15 protein-coding genes are annotated in these 18,596 nt (G+C 43.1%); 14 read left to right on the forward strand and 1 reads right to left on the reverse strand.

The window, feature by feature from the left end; translation table 11 throughout:
* The first annotated feature begins 45 nt into the window (after nucleotides 1-45).
* From DCMF_RS00790 to DCMF_RS00815, 6 genes are all read left to right on the forward strand, one after another.
* Entirely contained in the window at nucleotides 46-1,899 is a 1,854-nt protein-coding gene (locus DCMF_RS00790) for an acyltransferase family protein (RefSeq protein WP_148137683.1), read from the forward strand.
* A 38-nt stretch (nucleotides 1,900-1,937) separates the two neighbouring features.
* Nucleotides 1,938-2,651, forward strand: a complete 714-nt coding sequence (locus tag DCMF_RS00795; protein WP_148132665.1) for a response regulator transcription factor — start codon at nucleotides 1,938-1,940, stop codon at nucleotides 2,649-2,651.
* Nucleotides 2,648-4,042 (forward strand): sensor histidine kinase, encoded by a 1,395-nt coding sequence (locus tag DCMF_RS00800; protein WP_148132666.1) that lies wholly within the window; start codon nucleotides 2,648-2,650, stop codon nucleotides 4,040-4,042. Before DCMF_RS00795 ends, DCMF_RS00800 begins: the two co-directional genes overlap by 4 nt.
* A complete protein-coding gene (locus tag DCMF_RS00805) occupies nucleotides 4,035-5,507 on the forward strand; it encodes a hypothetical protein (protein WP_148132667.1) in 1,473 nt (490 codons plus the stop codon). The genes DCMF_RS00800 and DCMF_RS00805 overlap by 8 nt, the downstream gene beginning before the upstream one ends.
* Nucleotides 5,508-5,881: 374 nt before the next feature.
* Entirely contained in the window at nucleotides 5,882-7,276 is a 1,395-nt protein-coding gene (locus tag DCMF_RS00810) for a L,D-transpeptidase family protein (protein WP_148132668.1), read from the forward strand.
* 151 nt (nucleotides 7,277-7,427) lie between these two features.
* Complete coding sequence (locus DCMF_RS00815) at nucleotides 7,428-8,645, forward strand: IS256 family transposase (protein ID WP_148132669.1); 1,218 nt, start codon at nucleotides 7,428-7,430, stop codon at nucleotides 8,643-8,645.
* A 517-nt stretch (nucleotides 8,646-9,162) separates the two neighbouring features.
* On the opposite strand, the gene DCMF_RS00825 is transcribed toward DCMF_RS00815, so the two are convergent.
* Nucleotides 9,163-10,272 carry a glycosyltransferase family 4 protein gene (locus tag DCMF_RS00825; RefSeq protein ID WP_148132670.1) on the reverse strand — a complete coding sequence of 370 codons (1,110 nt, stop codon included), beginning with the start codon at nucleotides 10,270-10,272 and terminating at the stop codon, nucleotides 9,163-9,165.
* A 626-nt stretch (nucleotides 10,273-10,898) separates the two neighbouring features.
* Between DCMF_RS00825 and DCMF_RS00835 the strand changes: the two genes are divergently transcribed.
* The 8 genes from DCMF_RS00835 (at nucleotide 10,899) to DCMF_RS00870 (ending at nucleotide 18,283) form a co-directional block, all read left to right on the forward strand.
* The gene (locus DCMF_RS00835; protein WP_148132671.1) at nucleotides 10,899-11,579 is read left to right on the forward strand and encodes a TetR/AcrR family transcriptional regulator; all 681 of its coding nucleotides are present in this window, start codon (nucleotides 10,899-10,901) and stop codon (nucleotides 11,577-11,579) included.
* Nucleotides 11,580-11,656: 77 nt separating this feature from the next.
* The gene (locus tag DCMF_RS00840; RefSeq protein ID WP_148132672.1) at nucleotides 11,657-12,355 is read left to right on the forward strand and encodes an ABC transporter ATP-binding protein; all 699 of its coding nucleotides are present in this window, start codon (nucleotides 11,657-11,659) and stop codon (nucleotides 12,353-12,355) included.
* Nucleotides 12,355-12,789: an FtsX-like permease family protein gene (locus DCMF_RS00845; RefSeq protein WP_214658997.1), complete on the forward strand. Its 435-nt coding sequence runs from the start codon at nucleotides 12,355-12,357 to the stop codon at nucleotides 12,787-12,789. Before DCMF_RS00840 ends, DCMF_RS00845 begins: the two co-directional genes overlap by 1 nt.
* A 100-nt stretch (nucleotides 12,790-12,889) precedes the next feature.
* Nucleotides 12,890-13,063 carry a hypothetical protein gene (locus DCMF_RS28995; protein ID WP_214658998.1) on the forward strand — a complete coding sequence of 58 codons (174 nt, stop codon included), beginning with the start codon at nucleotides 12,890-12,892 and terminating at the stop codon, nucleotides 13,061-13,063.
* A 23-nt stretch (nucleotides 13,064-13,086) separates the two neighbouring features.
* Nucleotides 13,087-14,130: an NAD(P)/FAD-dependent oxidoreductase gene (locus DCMF_RS00855; protein WP_148132674.1), complete on the forward strand. Its 1,044-nt coding sequence runs from the start codon at nucleotides 13,087-13,089 to the stop codon at nucleotides 14,128-14,130.
* A gap of 569 nt (nucleotides 14,131-14,699) precedes the next feature.
* Nucleotides 14,700-15,332: a TetR/AcrR family transcriptional regulator gene (locus DCMF_RS00860; protein ID WP_148132675.1), complete on the forward strand. Its 633-nt coding sequence runs from the start codon at nucleotides 14,700-14,702 to the stop codon at nucleotides 15,330-15,332.
* A 3-nt stretch (nucleotides 15,333-15,335) separates the two neighbouring features.
* On the forward strand, nucleotides 15,336-16,034 hold the full coding sequence (locus tag DCMF_RS00865) for an ABC transporter ATP-binding protein (RefSeq protein WP_148132676.1): 699 nt from the start codon (nucleotides 15,336-15,338) through the stop codon (nucleotides 16,032-16,034).
* Nucleotides 16,034-18,283, forward strand: coding sequence for an ABC transporter permease (locus tag DCMF_RS00870; protein WP_148132677.1), 2,250 nt, complete (start codon nucleotides 16,034-16,036; stop codon nucleotides 18,281-18,283). The genes DCMF_RS00865 and DCMF_RS00870 overlap by 1 nt, the downstream gene beginning before the upstream one ends.
* The last annotated feature ends 313 nt before the right edge of the window (nucleotides 18,284-18,596 follow it).

Here is an 18,596-nt window from a genome sequence, read left to right on the forward strand (position 1 = left end):
TGGAAAAAAATCCGTAGCCTGACACAAGTGGAGAGTGAAGACAACATGAATTGCAGCAAGAGGACGAATCAATCGGTTTTACATCAGGGGGAGGTGCGGGCGGATTCCATCGGCTATATGCCGGGATTGGACGGACTGAGGGCATTGGCGGTATTTGCCGTAATTGCTTACCATCTCAATCTGACCTGGGCGCCGGGAGGGCTTTTAGGGGTAAGTCTATTTTTTGTGCTGTCCGGGTATTTGATCACCAATATTCTGCTGAAGCAATGGGAGCACTCAGGATCTATTAATTTGAAAGATTTCTGGCTGCGCCGGGCCCGGCGGCTACTGCCGGCCCTTTTTGTGATGCTGGCAGGCGTGATGACCTGGGTTATGCTTTGCGCCCCGGAACGCATGGCAGCCTTGAAGCAGGAAGTGCTGGCCGCGGTATCCTATACCAGTAACTGGTATCTGATCTTGCATCATGTGTCCTATTTTGAACGCTTCGGTCCGCCGTCTCCCCTGGGGCACCTTTGGTCTTTGGCGGTAGAAGAACAATTTTATCTTTTCTGGCCGCTTCTTTTGGGATTGGGGCTGCGCTGTCTCCCGCAGCGAAAATGGGTTATCGGGGGAACAGTTGCGATCGCTTTGACTTCGGTTGCGGCGATGGCGCTGATTTATATGCCGGGTCATGACCCCAGCCGGGTATATTATGGAACGGATACACGGGCTTTCGCTTTGCTTGTCGGAGCTGTACTGGCGATGGTATGGCCCAGCGGTCAGATGAGTGCAGATCTGTCCGGCAAAAAGAGACTGGCGCTCGATACGGCAGGAAGCATGGGGTTGCTGGTCGTATTTTTGATGATTGGGAAAACCAATCAATACCAGACCTCACTCTATCAGGGGGGACTCTTGCTTTACTCTGTTGCGGCGGCTTGCGTGGTGGCTGCTCTGGCCCACCCGGCCAGCTATCTGGGCAGGCTATTCGGATGGGCCCCATTACGTTGGTTAGGAGAGTGTTCTTATGGGATTTACTTATGGCATTACCCGGTCATTGTACTGACAAGTCCGGTTGTGAATACGGCAGGCCCGGACCTTTCACGCACCCTTTGGCAGATTGCGGTAAGCATTATCCTGGCTGCTCTGTCTCGTTACCTGATCGAGGAGCCGATCCGGTACGGACGACGGAAACGATTTCGGAGGCGGACGTGGGACCTTCAGTGGTGGCGAAGGCCATTGGCCCTCAGCGCCAAAATTTCGGTCAGTATATTGCTGACATTTTTACTATTGTTTGTGACTGCCAATAAAGACACGCAAATTTCGGCAAAGGATTTAGCGGAGAGCCATGTAACTAAAAACCAAGCTCAAGTGACAGACAAGAAAAATATTGCTGCCAACAGGGAACATATTGGGGCTGACAAGAAGAGTGATATCAAGGGGGATGAAATTACGGCCATTGGAGACTCCTTAATGATCGATGTAGAACCTGTTTTGCAAAAACACCTGCCTGGCATTGTCATCGACGCGGAAATCGGCAGGCAGATGTATCAGGCGACCGAGGTCATTTCCAGGCTCCAAAAAGAAGGTAAACTCGGGAAAATCGTGATTATTGAATTAGGAACAAACGGTTCATTTACAGAAAAACAGTTAATGAAGACCCTGGACTCCCTGAAAGGAACCGGGAAGATCGTGCTGGTGAATACGCGTGTGCCGAAGCCTTGGGAAACGGCGGTGAATGAGACGCTGACAAAGGTGATGAAGTCTTACCCAAATACCAAGCTGATCGATTGGTATTCGGCCAGCAGTGGCCATGATGATTATTTTTATCCGGACGGTGTTCATCTGAACCAGACGGGTGCGGAAGCCTACGGAAAAATAATGACCGAAGCATTGATTTCTCATCGGAACGATGAACAATAATCGTGTTATAATAGCAAAAAGACCAAAGGGATGAGAATATGCACGATAATAAGATAAGAGTATTGGTTGTTGAAGATGAAGCTTCGATCCGGCGTTTTATCACGCTCAATTTGGAGATGGCCGGATATGAAGTCGGAGAAGCGGCGAACGGGGAGGATGCCCTGGCTCTATTCACGACCTTCCTTCCCGATTTGGTTGTGCTGGATCTGATGCTGCCTGGGATAAACGGACTGGAAGTCTGTCAGCGCATTCGTGAAACCATGCCGGAACCACTTATCATCATGTTGACGGCCAAGGGACAGGATACGGATAAAATTATGGGTCTGGAACTGGGCGCGGATGATTATATGGTCAAGCCCTTTAATCCGTTTGAATTAATTGCCAGGATCAAAGCCATGTTAAGGCGCCGGAACCGTTTTGAAACCAGGAGAACGGCCTATACTTACGGCAATCTGCACCTGGATATTGCCGCCAATAAGCTGCTCAAAAACAATAGGGAAGTGGAACTGACCCCTACGGAATATGCTTTATTAAAAATGTTTATGGAAAACCCGGGGAAAGCGCTGAAAAGAGACGAGATATTGAATGCTGTCTGGGGAGAAGATTATTTTGGCGGTACGAAAACTTTAGATGTGCATATTAGGCGGCTCAGAGAAAAGATCGAAGATAATCCGTCTGAGCCCCGACATATTAAAACAGTTTGGGGTTCCGGTTATCGATGGCAGCTGGAGTTCGGCAGGAGGCTTCCATGAAAGGGATCAGAGGGAGACTGACGGCGAATTTTATGATCGTGATTTTGGTTTCGGTGGCCATTTTGGAAGTGCTGCTGATCTATACTGTCCAGCAAAATTATTATGGCAGCTTAAAGGGCAACTTGATTAACCAGGTCAAAATCAGCGCGGATATGTATTCCAAATACTATTCCGATACCTCATTGGAAGATAATATCCTGTATAATGTCGATGCCTTTTGGAATCAAAGCAATGCTGAAGTGGAAATTGTCGATCGGGAAGGGAAGATTGTCATGGATTCCCTGGGGACGATCCCGGGACAAGGAGAGCCGATGGACGATATTCAGGATGCCTTAAATGACAAGATGGGGGAATGGGTGGGGGAATTAAACGGCCAGAAAGTGATGGCCGTAGCTTATCCTTTGAAATCGGACGGACAAATTGTCGGCGCCTTACGTCTTATTGCTTCTACCGGTGCCATTGATCAAGACATTCGAAACACGATAAAAATTTTTATCGCCATCGGTCTTTTTGTGGTACTGATTGTCGGTTTGCTCAGTATTTTTTTAGCCAATACCATTCTCGTCCCCTTGCGGGAAGTGACAGCCATCGCCGAGAGTATGGCGGCTGGCAATTTTCAAATCAAGAGTAAGAAAAAGCGGGATGACGAGATCGGCAAGCTTTCGGATACCTTGAACTACATGGCTGATGAAATTACCAAAAGAGAAAAGCTGAAAAATGATTTTATATCTTCGGTTTCCCACGAATTGCGTACCCCGTTGACCTCTATTATGGGCTGGGCTATTACGTTGCAAAGCAAAAAATTCCAGCAGAAAGAAATGCTTACCGACGGCCTCGGTATTATTGCCAAAGAGACCCAACGGCTCACCCAAATGGTAGAAGAACTCCTGGACTTTTCCAAGTTTGTTTCCGGCAGGATCAAACTTGAATATGAAAATGTCAATTTGGCCGAGCTTATGGAAGATATCCGCAAACAGCTGACGCCGCGGGCGATCCGGGAAAATATCAATTTTACGGTTGTTTACCCGGAAAACCTTCCGGATCTGCGGGCAGATGCCAACCGTCTGAAACAATTGTTTATTAATATTTTGGATAATGCATTAAATTTTACTGCTGCCGAAGGGTTTGTCCGTTTTCAGACCGAGGTAGGGGAAAAAGAATATATGTTTACGATTGCCGACAGCGGGTCCGGCATCGCTGCCGAGGAACTGCCGATGGTGAAAGAAAAGTTTTATAAAGGCAAGAGCTCACATTCCAAAAACGGCATTGGTTTATCCATCTGTGAAGAGATTGTCACCTTGATGAAGGGCCGGCTGGACATAAGCAGTGAGGTGAATGTGGGGACAACCGTCGTCGTTACTCTGCCCAAAGAGGTGCGTGCCAATGCTTAAAAAATGCTTGCTCCTCTTGCTTCCATTTTTGCTTCTTATTCTTGGCGGTTGTGCTGAATCTTCGGGTGCATCGGCCGGTAAGATTATCCCGCCGTCCAACCAAGTCTGCCCGTTGGGAGGTAAATGGACGGTGCTTCAAGAGTTAGATACAAACAGCAATGGGTCAGAAGCAACAGCGAAATGGGTAGGGAGTAATGTCCAGTTTGCCGCAGGTGCCGTCGCCTTCGGCGGACATGTATGGGACAAGATTTCTTACAAAATCAAAAGGGTAAATGCTACCGATTACCTGATGACAAAATATATTCCTCCTTCCGGTATTTCTGTCCCGAAAACCCAGGAGGTTGATGTCATTACGGTCTACGCGGCGTCCAATTTTCTGGGCGAATTTATGAAGCTTGATGATACAAGCATGATTTTTTTTGTGCAAAACAAAGATCTTTTATTGAAAAAAGTTTCTGACCAGGCGGATAGTGGGCTGGGAGCACTTCATACAAATACACAGGATCTGAACCAAGACAGCAATGAAAGAACTTCCGGTGTCTTGGTAGGGCTAAGAATGCCTAAGGGCACCGGCTATACCTATCAAACCCTTTGGGTTGCCGTTGATCATCATCAGCTTCACCCGGTCCTGGCGTCCAAACAGCTTTTTTTCCCGCGTACCAGCGGTTTTTGGGAACTTAATGTCCAGGACATCTCTAGCGCCGGAAAGACGGGCAATATACTGACGGCCCGCAATGTGGCGACAAAGATCCTCGAAATGAAGAAGGCGGAAGAAGAAACGGCCGATCAAGTCTATACCGATCCGGCGGTAAGATTCATCGATTATATCGGTAATGATTATGTGGCCATCGAAAAAAAAACCGCCGGTGTTAATCAATTGCAGGTGCTTCCGGTCGACAAGCTATCATCGCCTACAGAAATAAAGGTGTCCGATTTGCTGGGGGACAAGGGATTAAACGCTTATTTGAGTGCCAGGAAACATGCTGTTGCGGCCTTAAGGGACAAAGGGGTTACCTCAATTGACAGAGATGAGTCTGGGGAAAATTTTGGCCTTGTACGGAAAAACGGCCATTGGTTTCTTGTGGGGAGAATCAACTATCAAAGTGGCGGCACGTTTGAGCAAACAGACTTTGATCTCAAGATCATCCCACCGGCCAATTTGATCTTCTATGATACCTTAGTCCTAAGCTGGCATAATATCAAGGACCGGGTTCCAGATGCCATGGACGCCTTTACTTCGCCCAATAAGGATATCGCCCTGGTTAAAACTAAAAATAAATTAACTATTTACCCCATCGGTGCGGAGCAATTAGCAGAAAGCCCTTTGGCGGAGCTTGACCTGCAGGAAGGAGCGACCGTAATCATGGCTGAGTGGGCAACCGGGTCTTACGTTGATAGCTGGGAGAAATCGTTTCTCGCTTATGGCGCCCAAGCCTTATCAAGCAGCTCTGTTCGGATGCGCTGAATATGATGGAAGAGAATGCAAGCAGATTTCACTCTGTTTACATTCTCTTTTCGATTTTTCGAACACTTTTCAGAATCCTGACTACAAGTTAGCGATCCGCAGACTAAACTGCGCAAATTCGGAGTTATGCCAGACATTAACTACTTTTCACACAGCCTGCCCTCCCCGCGATTCCTTCTGGAGGTATCAATCAGCTTGGTATTAAATGCATAATTGGACTCAATAGGACGTCCCTGTGATTCCGTTCTATAATTCCGTTCTAAACATATGATAATTTAGTGGACTATGTCAATCATCCAAGTTTTCTGCCCAATTTCAGAGCCCGCATAAGGCCTTCGAAAATAAGACTTTTTGGACAGAAGGTATAAGTGAGCATGAAAAATGTTACGATAAAAAAGTTTTTTAAAAGAGCGTTTACAAAAAACAATATTATTTTAATAGTTTTGATGATACTGATCTATTTGCTCATTTCGTTATACTTTGTGAATCATTTCTTTTTCAACACGCTAATAAATGGAGTAGATCTTTCATTTAAAGCTCATGATGATGCGGAGCATATAATAAGAAAGTATATTAGCGACTATAAGCTGCTGTTAATAGAAAGAAATGGCAAAACGGAAGAAATAACAGGGCAGGATATAGGACTGCAATACAATGAAAAAAATGGTATTTCTAAGATATATTGTACGAAAAATTCGCTTAAATGGCTAGGTTCGCTGTTCAAAGATCAAATATATTGTGTAAATGATCTATTTGTTTATAATGTCAATGCTTTACAACATAAAATAAACAATTTAAATTGTTTAAATGAGGATATTGTAGAACCCCGAAATGTCGATTTTAAGTATTCAAATGGTTCCTATGAGGTGGTTGAGGAAGTATACGGGAATAAAGTTTTGAAAGATAAACTATACGAAGCGATAAAAATGAGTATATTAAAGGGAAAATTAAAATTGGATTTAAATGAAAATCTTTGTTATGAAAATCCAAAGTACACCGTAAGCTCTGATAAAATGCCGAAAACCCAAAATTTGCTAAATGAGTATGTGTCGGCAAATATCATTTATAAATTTGGCAGTGAAAATGAAATAGTAGATGGAGATATAATAAATGAATGGCTTAGTGTGGATGAGAATTTAGATGCGGTAGTGAGCAAAACAGCAGTTATGAAATATGTAAAAGAATTGAGCAGAAAATATGATACAGTTGGGGTAGCAAGAAATTTTAAAGCATCCATAGGCAAAACAATAGAAGTTAAGGGCGGACTTTATGGGTGGAAAATTAATCAGAATGCTGAAACAGAAGCATTATTGAAAAATATCATCCTCGGTGAAGCGATTGAAAAAGAACCTGTATACGCGCAAAGGGCTTTAGGCAGGGGTGAAGATGAAATAGGCAGCACTTATGTAGAAATTAATATCACAAGACAGCATCTCTGGTTTTATAAAGATGGGAAGCTTATTACCCAGGGTCCTATCGTAACAGGGAATCCTAATAGAGGATATTCTACTGTGACGGGTACTTTTATGCTCAATTATAAACTAGCAGGGGCAATTTTAAGGGGACCGGGCTATGAATCTGGAGTAACATATTGGATGCCTTTTTTCGGGAATACGGGAATACACGATGCCAGCTGGAGATATTCTTTCGGAGGGCAGATATATAAAAAGAACGGAACCCATGGATGCATAAATACCCCATTATATTTGGCAAAAGCAATTTTTGAGAATATAGAAGATGGGATCCCTATTATTTGTTATGAAGAATAGAAATATAGATTTACAGAAACCATTTTTCTAAGATCTGGTCATTATATCTGGCAACTTATGAACAGGCAATCCCGTCAGTAATTAGACATTTTAGGAGGACGTTTAAACTTTCGTGTAATTGGTAATAATAACCATAAAGGAGATGTTATCAATGAACGAAAGAGCAAATGAACTAGTAAAACTATTGGCGCAGGAATGCAGCAGCATGGAGGACATCCATACAATGCTGAAAAATCTGTTCAGCGGAACCATTGAGCAGATGCTGGAAGCAGAAATGGATGAGCATTTGGGGTATGATAAGCACAGTCCGGCAGGAGATCTGAGCGGAAACAGCCGGAACGGCTACAACCAAAAAACGATTCAAACGCAAATGGGAAAGACGGAAATCAAGGTTCCGCGAGACCGAAACGGAGAATTTGAACCGCAGCTTATAGAGAAATATCAGACAAAATCCAACAATCTGGAGCAGCAAGTGATAGCCATGTACCAAAAAGGCATGTCTACCCGTGATATAGAGGCACACCTTCGTGATATCTATGGAGTAGACGCATCACCGGCCCTGATCAGTCGCATTACAGACAAAATCATGCCGCAGCTGATGGAGTGGCAGTCAAGACCGTTGGAGAGCATATATCCTGTAACTTTCTTTGATGGGATTGTCTTCAAAGTGCGTAAGGACGCCAAGATCATCAACAAGTGTGCCTATACAGTATTAGGGATTAACATGGAAGGCAGGAAAGAGATATTAGGTATTTGGATCAGCGAAAATGAGAGTGCAAGCTTTTGGGCAACGGTGGTCAATGAGATGAAAAACCGGGGCATCAACGACATTTTCATTGCGTGTCATGACAATTTAAACGGATTATCGACGGCGATAAACAGTGTGTTCCCGAAGACAGAGCAACAGCTTTGTATCATCCACCAAATCAGAAACTCAACAAAGTATGTTTCATACAAAGATTTAAAACCTATTATGGCGGATTTAAAGACGGTCTATCAGGCTCCCTGTGAGGAGGACGCCCTTTATCATCTTGAGGAATTTGGGGAGAAATGGGGTAAAAAATATCCTCAGATAGCAAAGTCATGGCGAGATAACTGGAGCGAGCTTTCGGTATATTTTAAGTATCCGGAGAATGTCAGAAGGCTAATTTATACGACAAATGCCGTAGAAGGATTTCATCGAATGCTCCGGAAATTTACCAAAACCAAGACCACCTTCCCCGGCGATGAGGCGCTCAAGAAATCAGTTTACCTATCTATTATGGAAATTGAGAAAAAATGGGGATTACCCATGCGCGATTGGGGAATAATAATGGGACAAATGTCTATTTTCTTTGAGGAACGTCTGTCGGGCAACAAAAGCGCATAGCTCCTCGGGGGCTCTGCCCCCGAACCCCCGGAGTTTTTCGGGTTGGGAATCTAAGCAATGAAAAAGCAGCCCTTTAAGACTGCCTTTCCAATTGCTTGAGTTCCACAGTCAGACCCTCAGGTTGCCCTCCGGCAGAGCCTTGTCTTTCTGGCTGTACTACAATGTTACCCATTATTGCAAGGTCTTAAACCTTGTTAGGGATAACTAATTACACGAAATATGAAACATTCCCCATTTTAGGCTGGCAGAAACAGAATGTATCCTAACACTGTTAAAAAATATCTGTTATTTTCCACTGCCTCACTTTTGTATCGATCCTGGAATAAGTGATCTTTTCTGCCATACTGCCAAATTTTGCTTCAGTCTAATTTAAGCATTAATATGGCTCAACAATCAGCATTTTTCTGACTGTTGAGCCTTTTTTACAGGAAAGACCTTCCATTGGTCCTTTCTAGAGCCGTCCCTCGTTCTACCTGCTTGAAAATTATCTCTTTACATTTGACAAATATAATTGGTTCTATAGAAATTGCTCTATAACCGAAGTCCTGGCTTGCATTTGTTTATCAAAGTCGAAAACCTCTTTAAATTTTGCCTGCCCCCGTGCTGACATCTGGTATAGTTCATCGGGATTTTGATAATATTCCAGAATATTTTCGGCGATTTTTTCAGCAACCGGATTGATAAAAAATATATCCTTCCTGTGTTCAAAGTGTTCGTTCATATTGAGCATGTCGGTACAAAAAATAGCAACGTTATGCAAGGCAGCATCGATACAGCAGCCTGTCGGGAAGCCGTCAAAGCTTTTGCCGGGTATGAGGATAAAAGGTTGATTCGGCGAAACGATGATATCCATTTTGGAAAAGAAATGTGGGAAAAATCTTTTATCTTTCGAGCCATAGAATACGACCGTGTAGCCCAATTCCTTTACGTCAATTTCATTTGGCCCAAAATTACCCACAATATGAAACCGGAAATTCTCTGTAACCTTCAGCAGTTTTTTACAGGTCTCAATAAAAACCGGAAAACCCTTGTCGATTCCCAATGGCATATATTTATTAGCAATAAAGCAGATATCGAAAGTGTTTTTGTCTTTTCCAAAATATAATTTCGGGATCGTCGGGTAGAAATATTCGGGGTAAGTTACCATTCCATAAATATAGGCCACTTTATCCGGGGTGACAAAACCTCGGTTAACAATATAATCATAGATTATTTTCTGCGTGACAATTACTTTTCTGAATAAGGGAGAACCAAAAACCTTTCTTAGCTTGGTGTCGACCTCGTCATCATTGAACCAAAAACCTCCGCCGGGATATAATTCAAAAATAAAAGGTGTGTTGTCATATTCATAAGTAAAGGTAAAGTGGGCGGCGTTACTCAGAAAAACCGTATAAAACAAAGCGTAGGACTTCCCAGTCCAATCAAACTGCCAAAATGACTTTACTTTATCCTTAAGATGGGGATAAGTAGCGGCATATTCGGGATAATGGTTGTCATGCCGGTGAACATAAGCTTCACAGTTTGGAAACCTCTCTAAATAGTAGTTAAATTCGGCTATTCTAAAACCTGTGGTCAAATTTGGAAAAAAGTCATCCAAAATAGCTAATTTTTTATTGGTCATATTCATTTTATCCGTTCCTTCTCCTTGTTGGCATTGTTGGTATAATAGGTGAAATTCTCCTGTGCCCAGTCCTTATGGAAAAGATGATTTTTGTAGGATTCAGGGTCATGCATGGTTGAACAATAAACCTTAAACCGTGTCTTAGATTTAATTCGGCTGTCGGTTAGACTTTGAATATAATCCCATGTTTGTCCTACGAATTATTATAGATATGAGGTTCAGAATCATCTGCCGTATTATTTAAAAGCGAATTAAAACTTCTAGCAGTCAGCCCAAGTCGATAAAAAGTTGGAATAGCTAATGAAAGGCGGATTGATATCATCTATCCTCTCATATTTAACTTGTCTACAATCATTATATTTTTTATATGCCAAGGTGTGACAACGGTTATCTAAGTTTAATTTGTGCTGTCTGCCAACACGTTACTTCACTCCGAAAAATCATATAAAAACACCGCATTCCAAAATTCAAGGAAAATCAGGCTGAAAATCGGGGCATACGCTTTAATATTTATTGAAATCATAGGTGTGATGATGTGGTGCAAATTACATTAAATACATTTTGACTTTAAGTCAATAAGTGCTATACTATATTATACATTGACTTCAAGTCAATAAATTTTTCTGAATGAGGTGATCAAACTGGCGAGAAAGATTGATGATTCCGAGTTTATCAAACCGTATGACATTCAGGAACACAAGTTTATGATGATGGGAGAAAAAAAACGCGAGCGTGTGATCGATGCGGCGCTGAAGGAGTTTTCCAAAGGTTATATGGCAGCGAATACGGATGTCATTGTGAAAGAAGCGGGGATATCAAAAGGACTCCTCTTTCATTACTTCGGGTCCAAACGAGGACTTTTCCTGTTTCTCATTAAATATGCCTTGGATATTTTTTTTGCGGAATATGAAAAGGTCATTTCCGAAGGTCATGATCTTCTTGAAAATATCAGGCTTGGATCAAAACTGAAGATGGACATGTCCTTGCGATACCCGCTTCTATTCGGTTTTCTGGTGAAAGCATATTTGGCCATGAAAGATGTTTTCCCGGAAGGGCTGCCGGGAGATTTGCTTAATTTGGCCGATATGGGGATGCAGCAAATCTGCCAAAGATCGAATAATGACAAAACGCTGTTCAAGGAAGGCATTGATACTGAAAGGGCGCAAAACATTATTATCTGGACGATGAATGGCTTCATCGACAGCTTGTTTCGGTATGGCGATGACGTCGAGGCCTACAAGGCCCATTATGATGAAAATGTAAAAGAACTTGAAGCGTATCTGCAAACGCTTCGTAAAATCCTGTATCGGTAAAGTGAAACATTTAGCCCGCTTACGCAAGTGAGGGGCCTTACGGACAAATCATGCGTGATCAAAGGAGGAAAATGAATATGTTTATTGATGTTATAAACTTAAAGAAAAGCTATACAACGGGCTCGGTCACAACTGAAGTTTTAAAGGGAATCGGCATGAAGCTGGAAAAAGGAGAAACCGGTGTCATCCTCGGACCATCCGGTTCCGGAAAATCTACACTGATCAATATCATCGGGGGCATTGACCGCGGCGACAGCGGACAGGTTTCCGTTGACGGGGTCGAGATAACCGATTTAAACGACGACCAGCTGACCGATTACAGACGTGGGGACATCGGTTTTGTTTTCCAGTTCTATAACCTGGTTCCCAATCTCACAGTCGGGGAAAATATTGAAGTTGTTTCCAACATCAGCAAATCACCTCTGGACACGGACGTGGTTTTAGCGGCGGTGGGAATGAGGGATAAAAAACATCGCTTCCCAAGGGAGCTTTCCGGTGGTGAGCAGCAAAGGGTGTCTATTGCCAGAGCGATCGTCAAGAACCCGAAGCTGCTGCTTTGCGACGAGCCGACCGGTGCCCTTGATTTTCTGACATCCCGCTTCATCCTGCAGCTTTTACAGCAGGTGAACCAAAAATACGGGACCACCATTTTGATGATCACCCACAATGCTGCGATAGCCGCTATGGCCAATAGGGTATTTAGGCTCAGGAGCGGTGAAGTTGTGGAAGAATCGGTTAACCAGAATACTGTTCCGGCGGAAAGGATTGAATGGTAATGATCATTAATAAAAGGATCAAACGTGTTTTGCTCGAAAACAAAGCACAATATATCGGCTCCATTTTGCTGGTTGTTTTCAGCTGCTTTTTGTTTACATCCATGATCATTGAAGAAAACAAGAACACGATTTCGTTGATGAAGGTTTTCGGATACCGGAAAAAGGAAGTCGATTCCCTGATTCTCAACAGCTCAACGCCTGTCGTCGTACTTGGGTATATCGTTGGCATACCGCTCAGTTTTGCATTAATGGGAGGACTCATGAAAGCGCTTGAAAACAGCCTTACTTTTGCCATGCCCGTGACGATTGATCCGTTTTACATCATAGTCGGATTTGTCATTGTAATGTTTTCCTATGAGCTGTCGAAGCTGCTGTGCAGGAGAAAAGTCACTGCAGTTTCTATGAGCGAGGCGCTGAAGGCAGGGACGGAATAGAAAAGTTATTGCACCCGATTTGAGGCTGCAGTAAAAAGGATTGCGCCTCATTGTGTTGTTCCGAATGACATTTGAATAATTCGGGTTAAGGGGCAACCCAGTGGAAAAAGAGGAAGCAGGAAATACTGTCCGCCTAATAAAGCAATTGAAGAAAAACTTCTTGAAGATGCTTTTGTTGAATCATACAAATTGTTATGCGATAATAATTCTGAGTGGAGAAGGTTATTATGAAAAAAGAAAATACTCTTTTGTTGTTTTGGGGAGAAAATTGTAAAGTTTTGTTATGGAGAAACTACAATGTATGATGTAATTGTAATTGGTGCCGGACCTACCGGCAGCAGTGCAGCCAAGGAATTAGCCAGTAATGGATATAGAGTTTTGTTAGTGGAAAAGTTCAAAATGCCAAGAAACAAATCCTGTTCCGGTATTTTAATAAAGAAATCAATAGATTTGGTGGAGCAATATTTTGGAGAAGCGACGCCAGTTTATACTCAATGCACACCTACAGATCATCGAGGAATGATTTTCACAAATGATAAAGGAAAAGAATACCGATACGAACAGGAAGGTTTAAATATTTGGAGAAGCTCATTCGATTATTGGTTGGCACAAAAAGCGGTTGAAGCCGGTGCGGAATTTCGCGATGAAACTGTGGCGTTATCTTGTATTGAGCACCTTAAGGGGATAGAAGTTCAATTAAAGGGAACGATGGAATACACTGAATATGCAAAATTTGTAATTGCCTGCGATGGTGTAGTCGGTTCAATAAAACGGAAGTTGCTTAATGCGCCCAAAAATTATATCACAACATATCAAACCTTTAACAAAGGATCGATAGATTTAGATGATCATTATTTTTATGCTTATTTGCAGCCGCAGCTATCAGAGTATGATGCATGGTTTAATGTAAAGGATAACTATTTAATTCTCGGAGTATCTGTTAAAGACATGAGGAATATTGATTATTATTATTCTCAGTTTCTTTCTTATATGGAACAACACCATAATCTGAAAATTGAGAAACAAGAACAAGAAGAAAAATGGCTGATAGCACATATTATGCCCGGCTGTCCGCTTGAATACGGAAAAGGTAAGGTATTGTTTGCAGGAGAAACAGCAGGTTTTCTCAATCCTATGGGTGAAGGTATTTCTGCCGGAATGGAAAGTGGTTATGCCGCAGCTAAAGCTATTGAACGGTATGGTTTGCATAATTTGAATTCTGATTTAGAAAAGATATATTCAGCATACCGATCCAATACAGCTTCATTAAAAAGCTATATGGAAAGGCAATGGAACTTTGTGGCAAGTATGGCAAGCACATTTGAACAATTCAAGCTCTAATCAAATACAGACCAAGGTCTGATTTGGGTATAAGTTCCTCTATTTGCAATTAGAGATTATTGTTAATCTATCATTAAGAACAGGAGGTACAGAAAGATGTGTAAAACTGAATTAATCGTGAAGAACTACAAACTAAATTTAAAGATTCAGGAGGAGGCACATCTTTAGTTGCCGCTGTTTTTTCCTCTATGTAAATCCGGTTAAGAAACAAAGACGAAGATGTTCTCTATCGTCTTTTTTTGTGCCCTTCTCCATAGATCATCAAAAAAGGAGATAGGGCTAAATGAGTGTACTATTTGAAGGATTATAACCATCAGCAAAAATGCTAATGTATATGAACCTGTTGACATGATTGTGAAAAAGTCGTTGTATCAATTTGAAATCCATGAATCTTTGTGGAGGCGGCATAAGCTGCTGCCATACCTTAAACATTGCCTTGAAGATCTAATTGGATTCAATAGGGCCATTTCCGTGGTTCCTCCCGGGCGACTTGACCACTCTGGTCATTTTGTTATATAATAAAAATGACCAGAGCGGTCATCTGACTTTTACATCAATACAGAAATGGGGTGGCTGTCATTTATCCGAAATTTTATAGTTTAGAACCTGAGAAACGGGAACGTATTATTAATGCAGCTCTTAAAGAGTTTGCCCGCAATGGTTATGAAAAAGCTTCTACAAATGAGATTATTAAGGAAGCAGACATATCTAAAGGATCATTATTCAACTATTTTAACAGTAAAAGAGAATTGTATTTATTCTTGTTTGAATATGTCAATGAGATTATCGACAAAATCTACGCTGAAATGGATTGGCATGAAACCGATCTTTTTGAAAGAATGAAACAAATTGGATTGATTAAATTTAAAATCATGAGGCAATACCCGCAAGCATTTGATTTTCTTAAGAACTCTCCCAAGGAAAACGCACCTGAAGTAAAATCTGAAATCGAGACAATAGGTAAAAAACTGATTGAAAACGGTTTGGAAACAGGCTATAAAAACATCGATTTGACAAAATTCCGCGATGATATGGATAGGAAAAAAATGATGGACATTATTACCTGGACCATAATGAGTTTTGCAGAGCAGCAAATAAGTAAAGTCGGTTCCTTTGAAGATTTAAGCATGGATCTGCTTAGGGAATGGGATGAATATTTTGATATATTAAAACGGTGTTTCTACAAAAAGGAGGAGCAATAGGCTATGTTTATTAATGTTTCAAGTTTGAATAAGAGCTACACATCGGGCCTGGTAAGAAATGAAGTTCTGAAGGGAATCGGGATGAAGTTGGAAAAGGGAGAAATCGGCGTCATCCTCGGACCTTCAGGCTCAGGGAAATCCACCCTGATGAATATCATCGGCGGCGTTGACCGCGCCGACAGCGGCCGGATCTCTGTTGACGGGGTTGAAATCAGCAATTTGAACGACGACCAGTTGACCGATTACCGACGTGAAGACATCGGTTTCGTCTTCCAGTTCTATAATCTGATCCCCAATCTTACAGTCGGGGAAAACATTGAAGTCGTTTCCAACATCAGCAAAGCGCCTCTGAACATGGACGAAGTTTTAACGGCGGTGGGTATGCAGGATAAAAAGCGCCGCTTCCCCAGGGAACTTAGCGGCGGCGAGCAGCAAAGGGTCTCCATAGCCAGGGCGGTTGTCAAGAATCCGAAACTCTTGCTATGCGACGAACCGACCGGTGCTCTTGATTATCAGACATCCCGTAGTATTTTGCAGCTCTTGCAGCAGGTGAACACTAAATATGGAACAACCATTTTGATGATCACCCATAATGGGGCCATTGCCGCTATGGCGAACAGGGTATTTAAGCTCAGAAGCGGGGAAATCGTGGAAGAAGTGGTGAACCAGATGACTATTCCGGCGGAAAGGATTGAATGGTAATGGCGCTGAATAAGAGAGTTTTGCGGATATTGAAAGAAAACGCATTGCGATACCTTGGCGTGCTTATACTCATCATCCTTGGAAGCTATACGTTTGTTGTGGCGACGGGTATATCTCACAATCTGGGGACCCTGGTCACCACGTTTACAGAGGGGCATATGCAGGAAGATCTGTCGTTTTCAACGGACAAGGCTATTCCTAATAGCAGAGAATTAGAGAAAGCGGCTGATGCCATCATCGAAGAGTCCATGAGCTTTGACGCCGCCCTGTCCGACTCGCTTACCCTGCGGCTGCTCAGTGAAACAGAAAAGCTGAACATCCCGGCCGTCATAGAGGGACGGGCCCTTTCCGGTCCGGGAGAAATACTGCTTGATCCTGCCTTTGCCAAAGCGAACGGCTATCCTGTGGGAAGCAGGATCAGGGCGGCAGGCAAAAACTTCACTGTCGTGGGCTTTGTATCCCTGCCCCACTATATCTATCCCTTAAAAAACGTATACGATATCATGGTATCGCCAAATAATTTCGGCGTGGGCGTGATCAACCGCGAGGAATTTGCGGATATAGACAACGCTTCCGCCATTTATTCCGTCAGATTTAATGACAGAGCGCAGAGCATTAATCAACAGGCGGCGCAATTTAGGGAACGTTTGCACGCAGAAGGCATCACAGAGTCCGACTGGATTGACATTATGAACAACAAACGTGCCAGAATGGCTTGGGCGTCTATCACCGGTTTGAAAACCATGAGTGTACCGGTGCCGGCAGCGATGTTTCTTTTGTGCTGCTTAATTATCGGCATCATGATCTGGCGTATGATACGCCTTGAATCGGTGATTATCGGGACACTCTATGCGCAAGGTTACCGGCGGCGTGAGTTAATGCGCCACTATATGGCCATTCCTCTGCTGCTTGCTGTGACGGGCGGAGTGATAGGAAGCGTGTTGGCGCTGCCGTCCATTGCACCGTCGGTTACGGCTATGGTTTCATACTATAATGTCCCCGTCATTGACATTGAATTGAGCTTCTTGAATGCCTTAATCGGAATACTGACGCCTGTGCTGTTTTTGGGCCTCAGCAGCTATTTGGTGATTCGTTTGGAGCTGAAACGTTCTCCGGCAGAGCTAATGAAAGGCGGCGAACAAAAAACTAAGGTTAACGCCCTAGAACGGGCACTTAAACTGGACAGGTTTAAGTTTAGTACAAAATTCCAGTTGCGGGAGCAGCTTAGAAGCATTTCACGGCTCCTGTTCCTGTTTTTGGGTGTTACCAGTGCCTCGGTACTCATGCTTTTAGGCTTCACGATTATGAACTCTATGGACTATGTATTTAAAAACAGCACCACCGACACTTACCGGTTTGAATATGAATACGCCTTTAAGAACACGCAATATGGTGAGGCGCCGGAAGGGGCGGAGGTTTTTAACGCCGGGAGGTTTTACCCTGAAAACAACGAGGGCATTGAGTTTTATGTAACCGGTGTCGAGCCGGGGTCGACAATTTTAACGCTGACCGACAGCAAGGGCAATCCACTTCCCAATAACCAAACAAACATTACAAAGCCTTTAGCGGAAAGGCTAGGCATTAAGGCGGGGGACAGCGTTAGCTTTATAAACAAGCAGGACGGGAAGCCGTACACCTTTCATATTGATGCTGTGGCCAATTCCTATGCGGGGCAGTTTATCTTTATGCCAATCGATGCGTTTAACGGCCAGCTGGGATTTCCCCAAAACAGCTACACGGGGCTCTGGAGCACAAAAAAATTAGATATTCCTGACGAGCAGCTTTCAGGAACAAAAAGCTTAAGCGAGACCGCGAACGCCATGGATGAACTGCTGGGGCCGATGGTATCCATGGTGGTGGCGATGACCCTTATCGCCTGTGTGGTGGGCATGATTATCATCTATCTGGTAACCTCGTTGATTATCGAGGAAAATAAGAACACCATCTCGCTTTTCAAGATATTTGGCTACAGACGCCGGGAAATCCATTCCCTGATTCTGAACAGCCCGACTTTTGTGATCATAGCCGGATTTATCATCGGCATTCCTGTAATGGCCGCATCAATGGGCGCAATGTACGGCTATCTTGGCGCTATGATAAATTTAGTGCTGCCAACGATTATTAGTCCGTTTTATGTGGTTGTTTGTTTTGGGGCCATCATGCTAACCTATCAGCTTAGCAAGCTGCTATGTGCAAAGAAGGTAAACACGGTTTCCATGAGCGAGGCGCTAAAAGCAGGAACGGAATAGAGAAGGTCTTTGATTCCCGTCCTTATATTCCCCATCATAACCTGACATATTATTGTCAGGTTATGTGTTTTATAATGGAATCAAGGGACAGTCCTAATGATGCTACATACATAATAATCCGGTAAAGCGAATCTGGTCACAGAGCCCAAAAACGGGAACGGAGTAATTGCAAAACATATGAAGAGCCGTAATAAGAAAGAAATGCTGGCCGCATATAAGGAACGTAAAGTAATAGGCGGCATATGTGCAATCAAAAATGCAAAATCAAGAGAAAAATTGCTGAAAATATACAGATATCGACATATAAACTGTC

This window comes from Candidatus Formimonas warabiya (assembly GCF_002777255.1).
Taxonomy (GTDB): Bacteria; Bacillota; Dehalobacteriia; order Dehalobacteriales; family Dehalobacteriaceae; genus Formimonas; species Formimonas warabiya.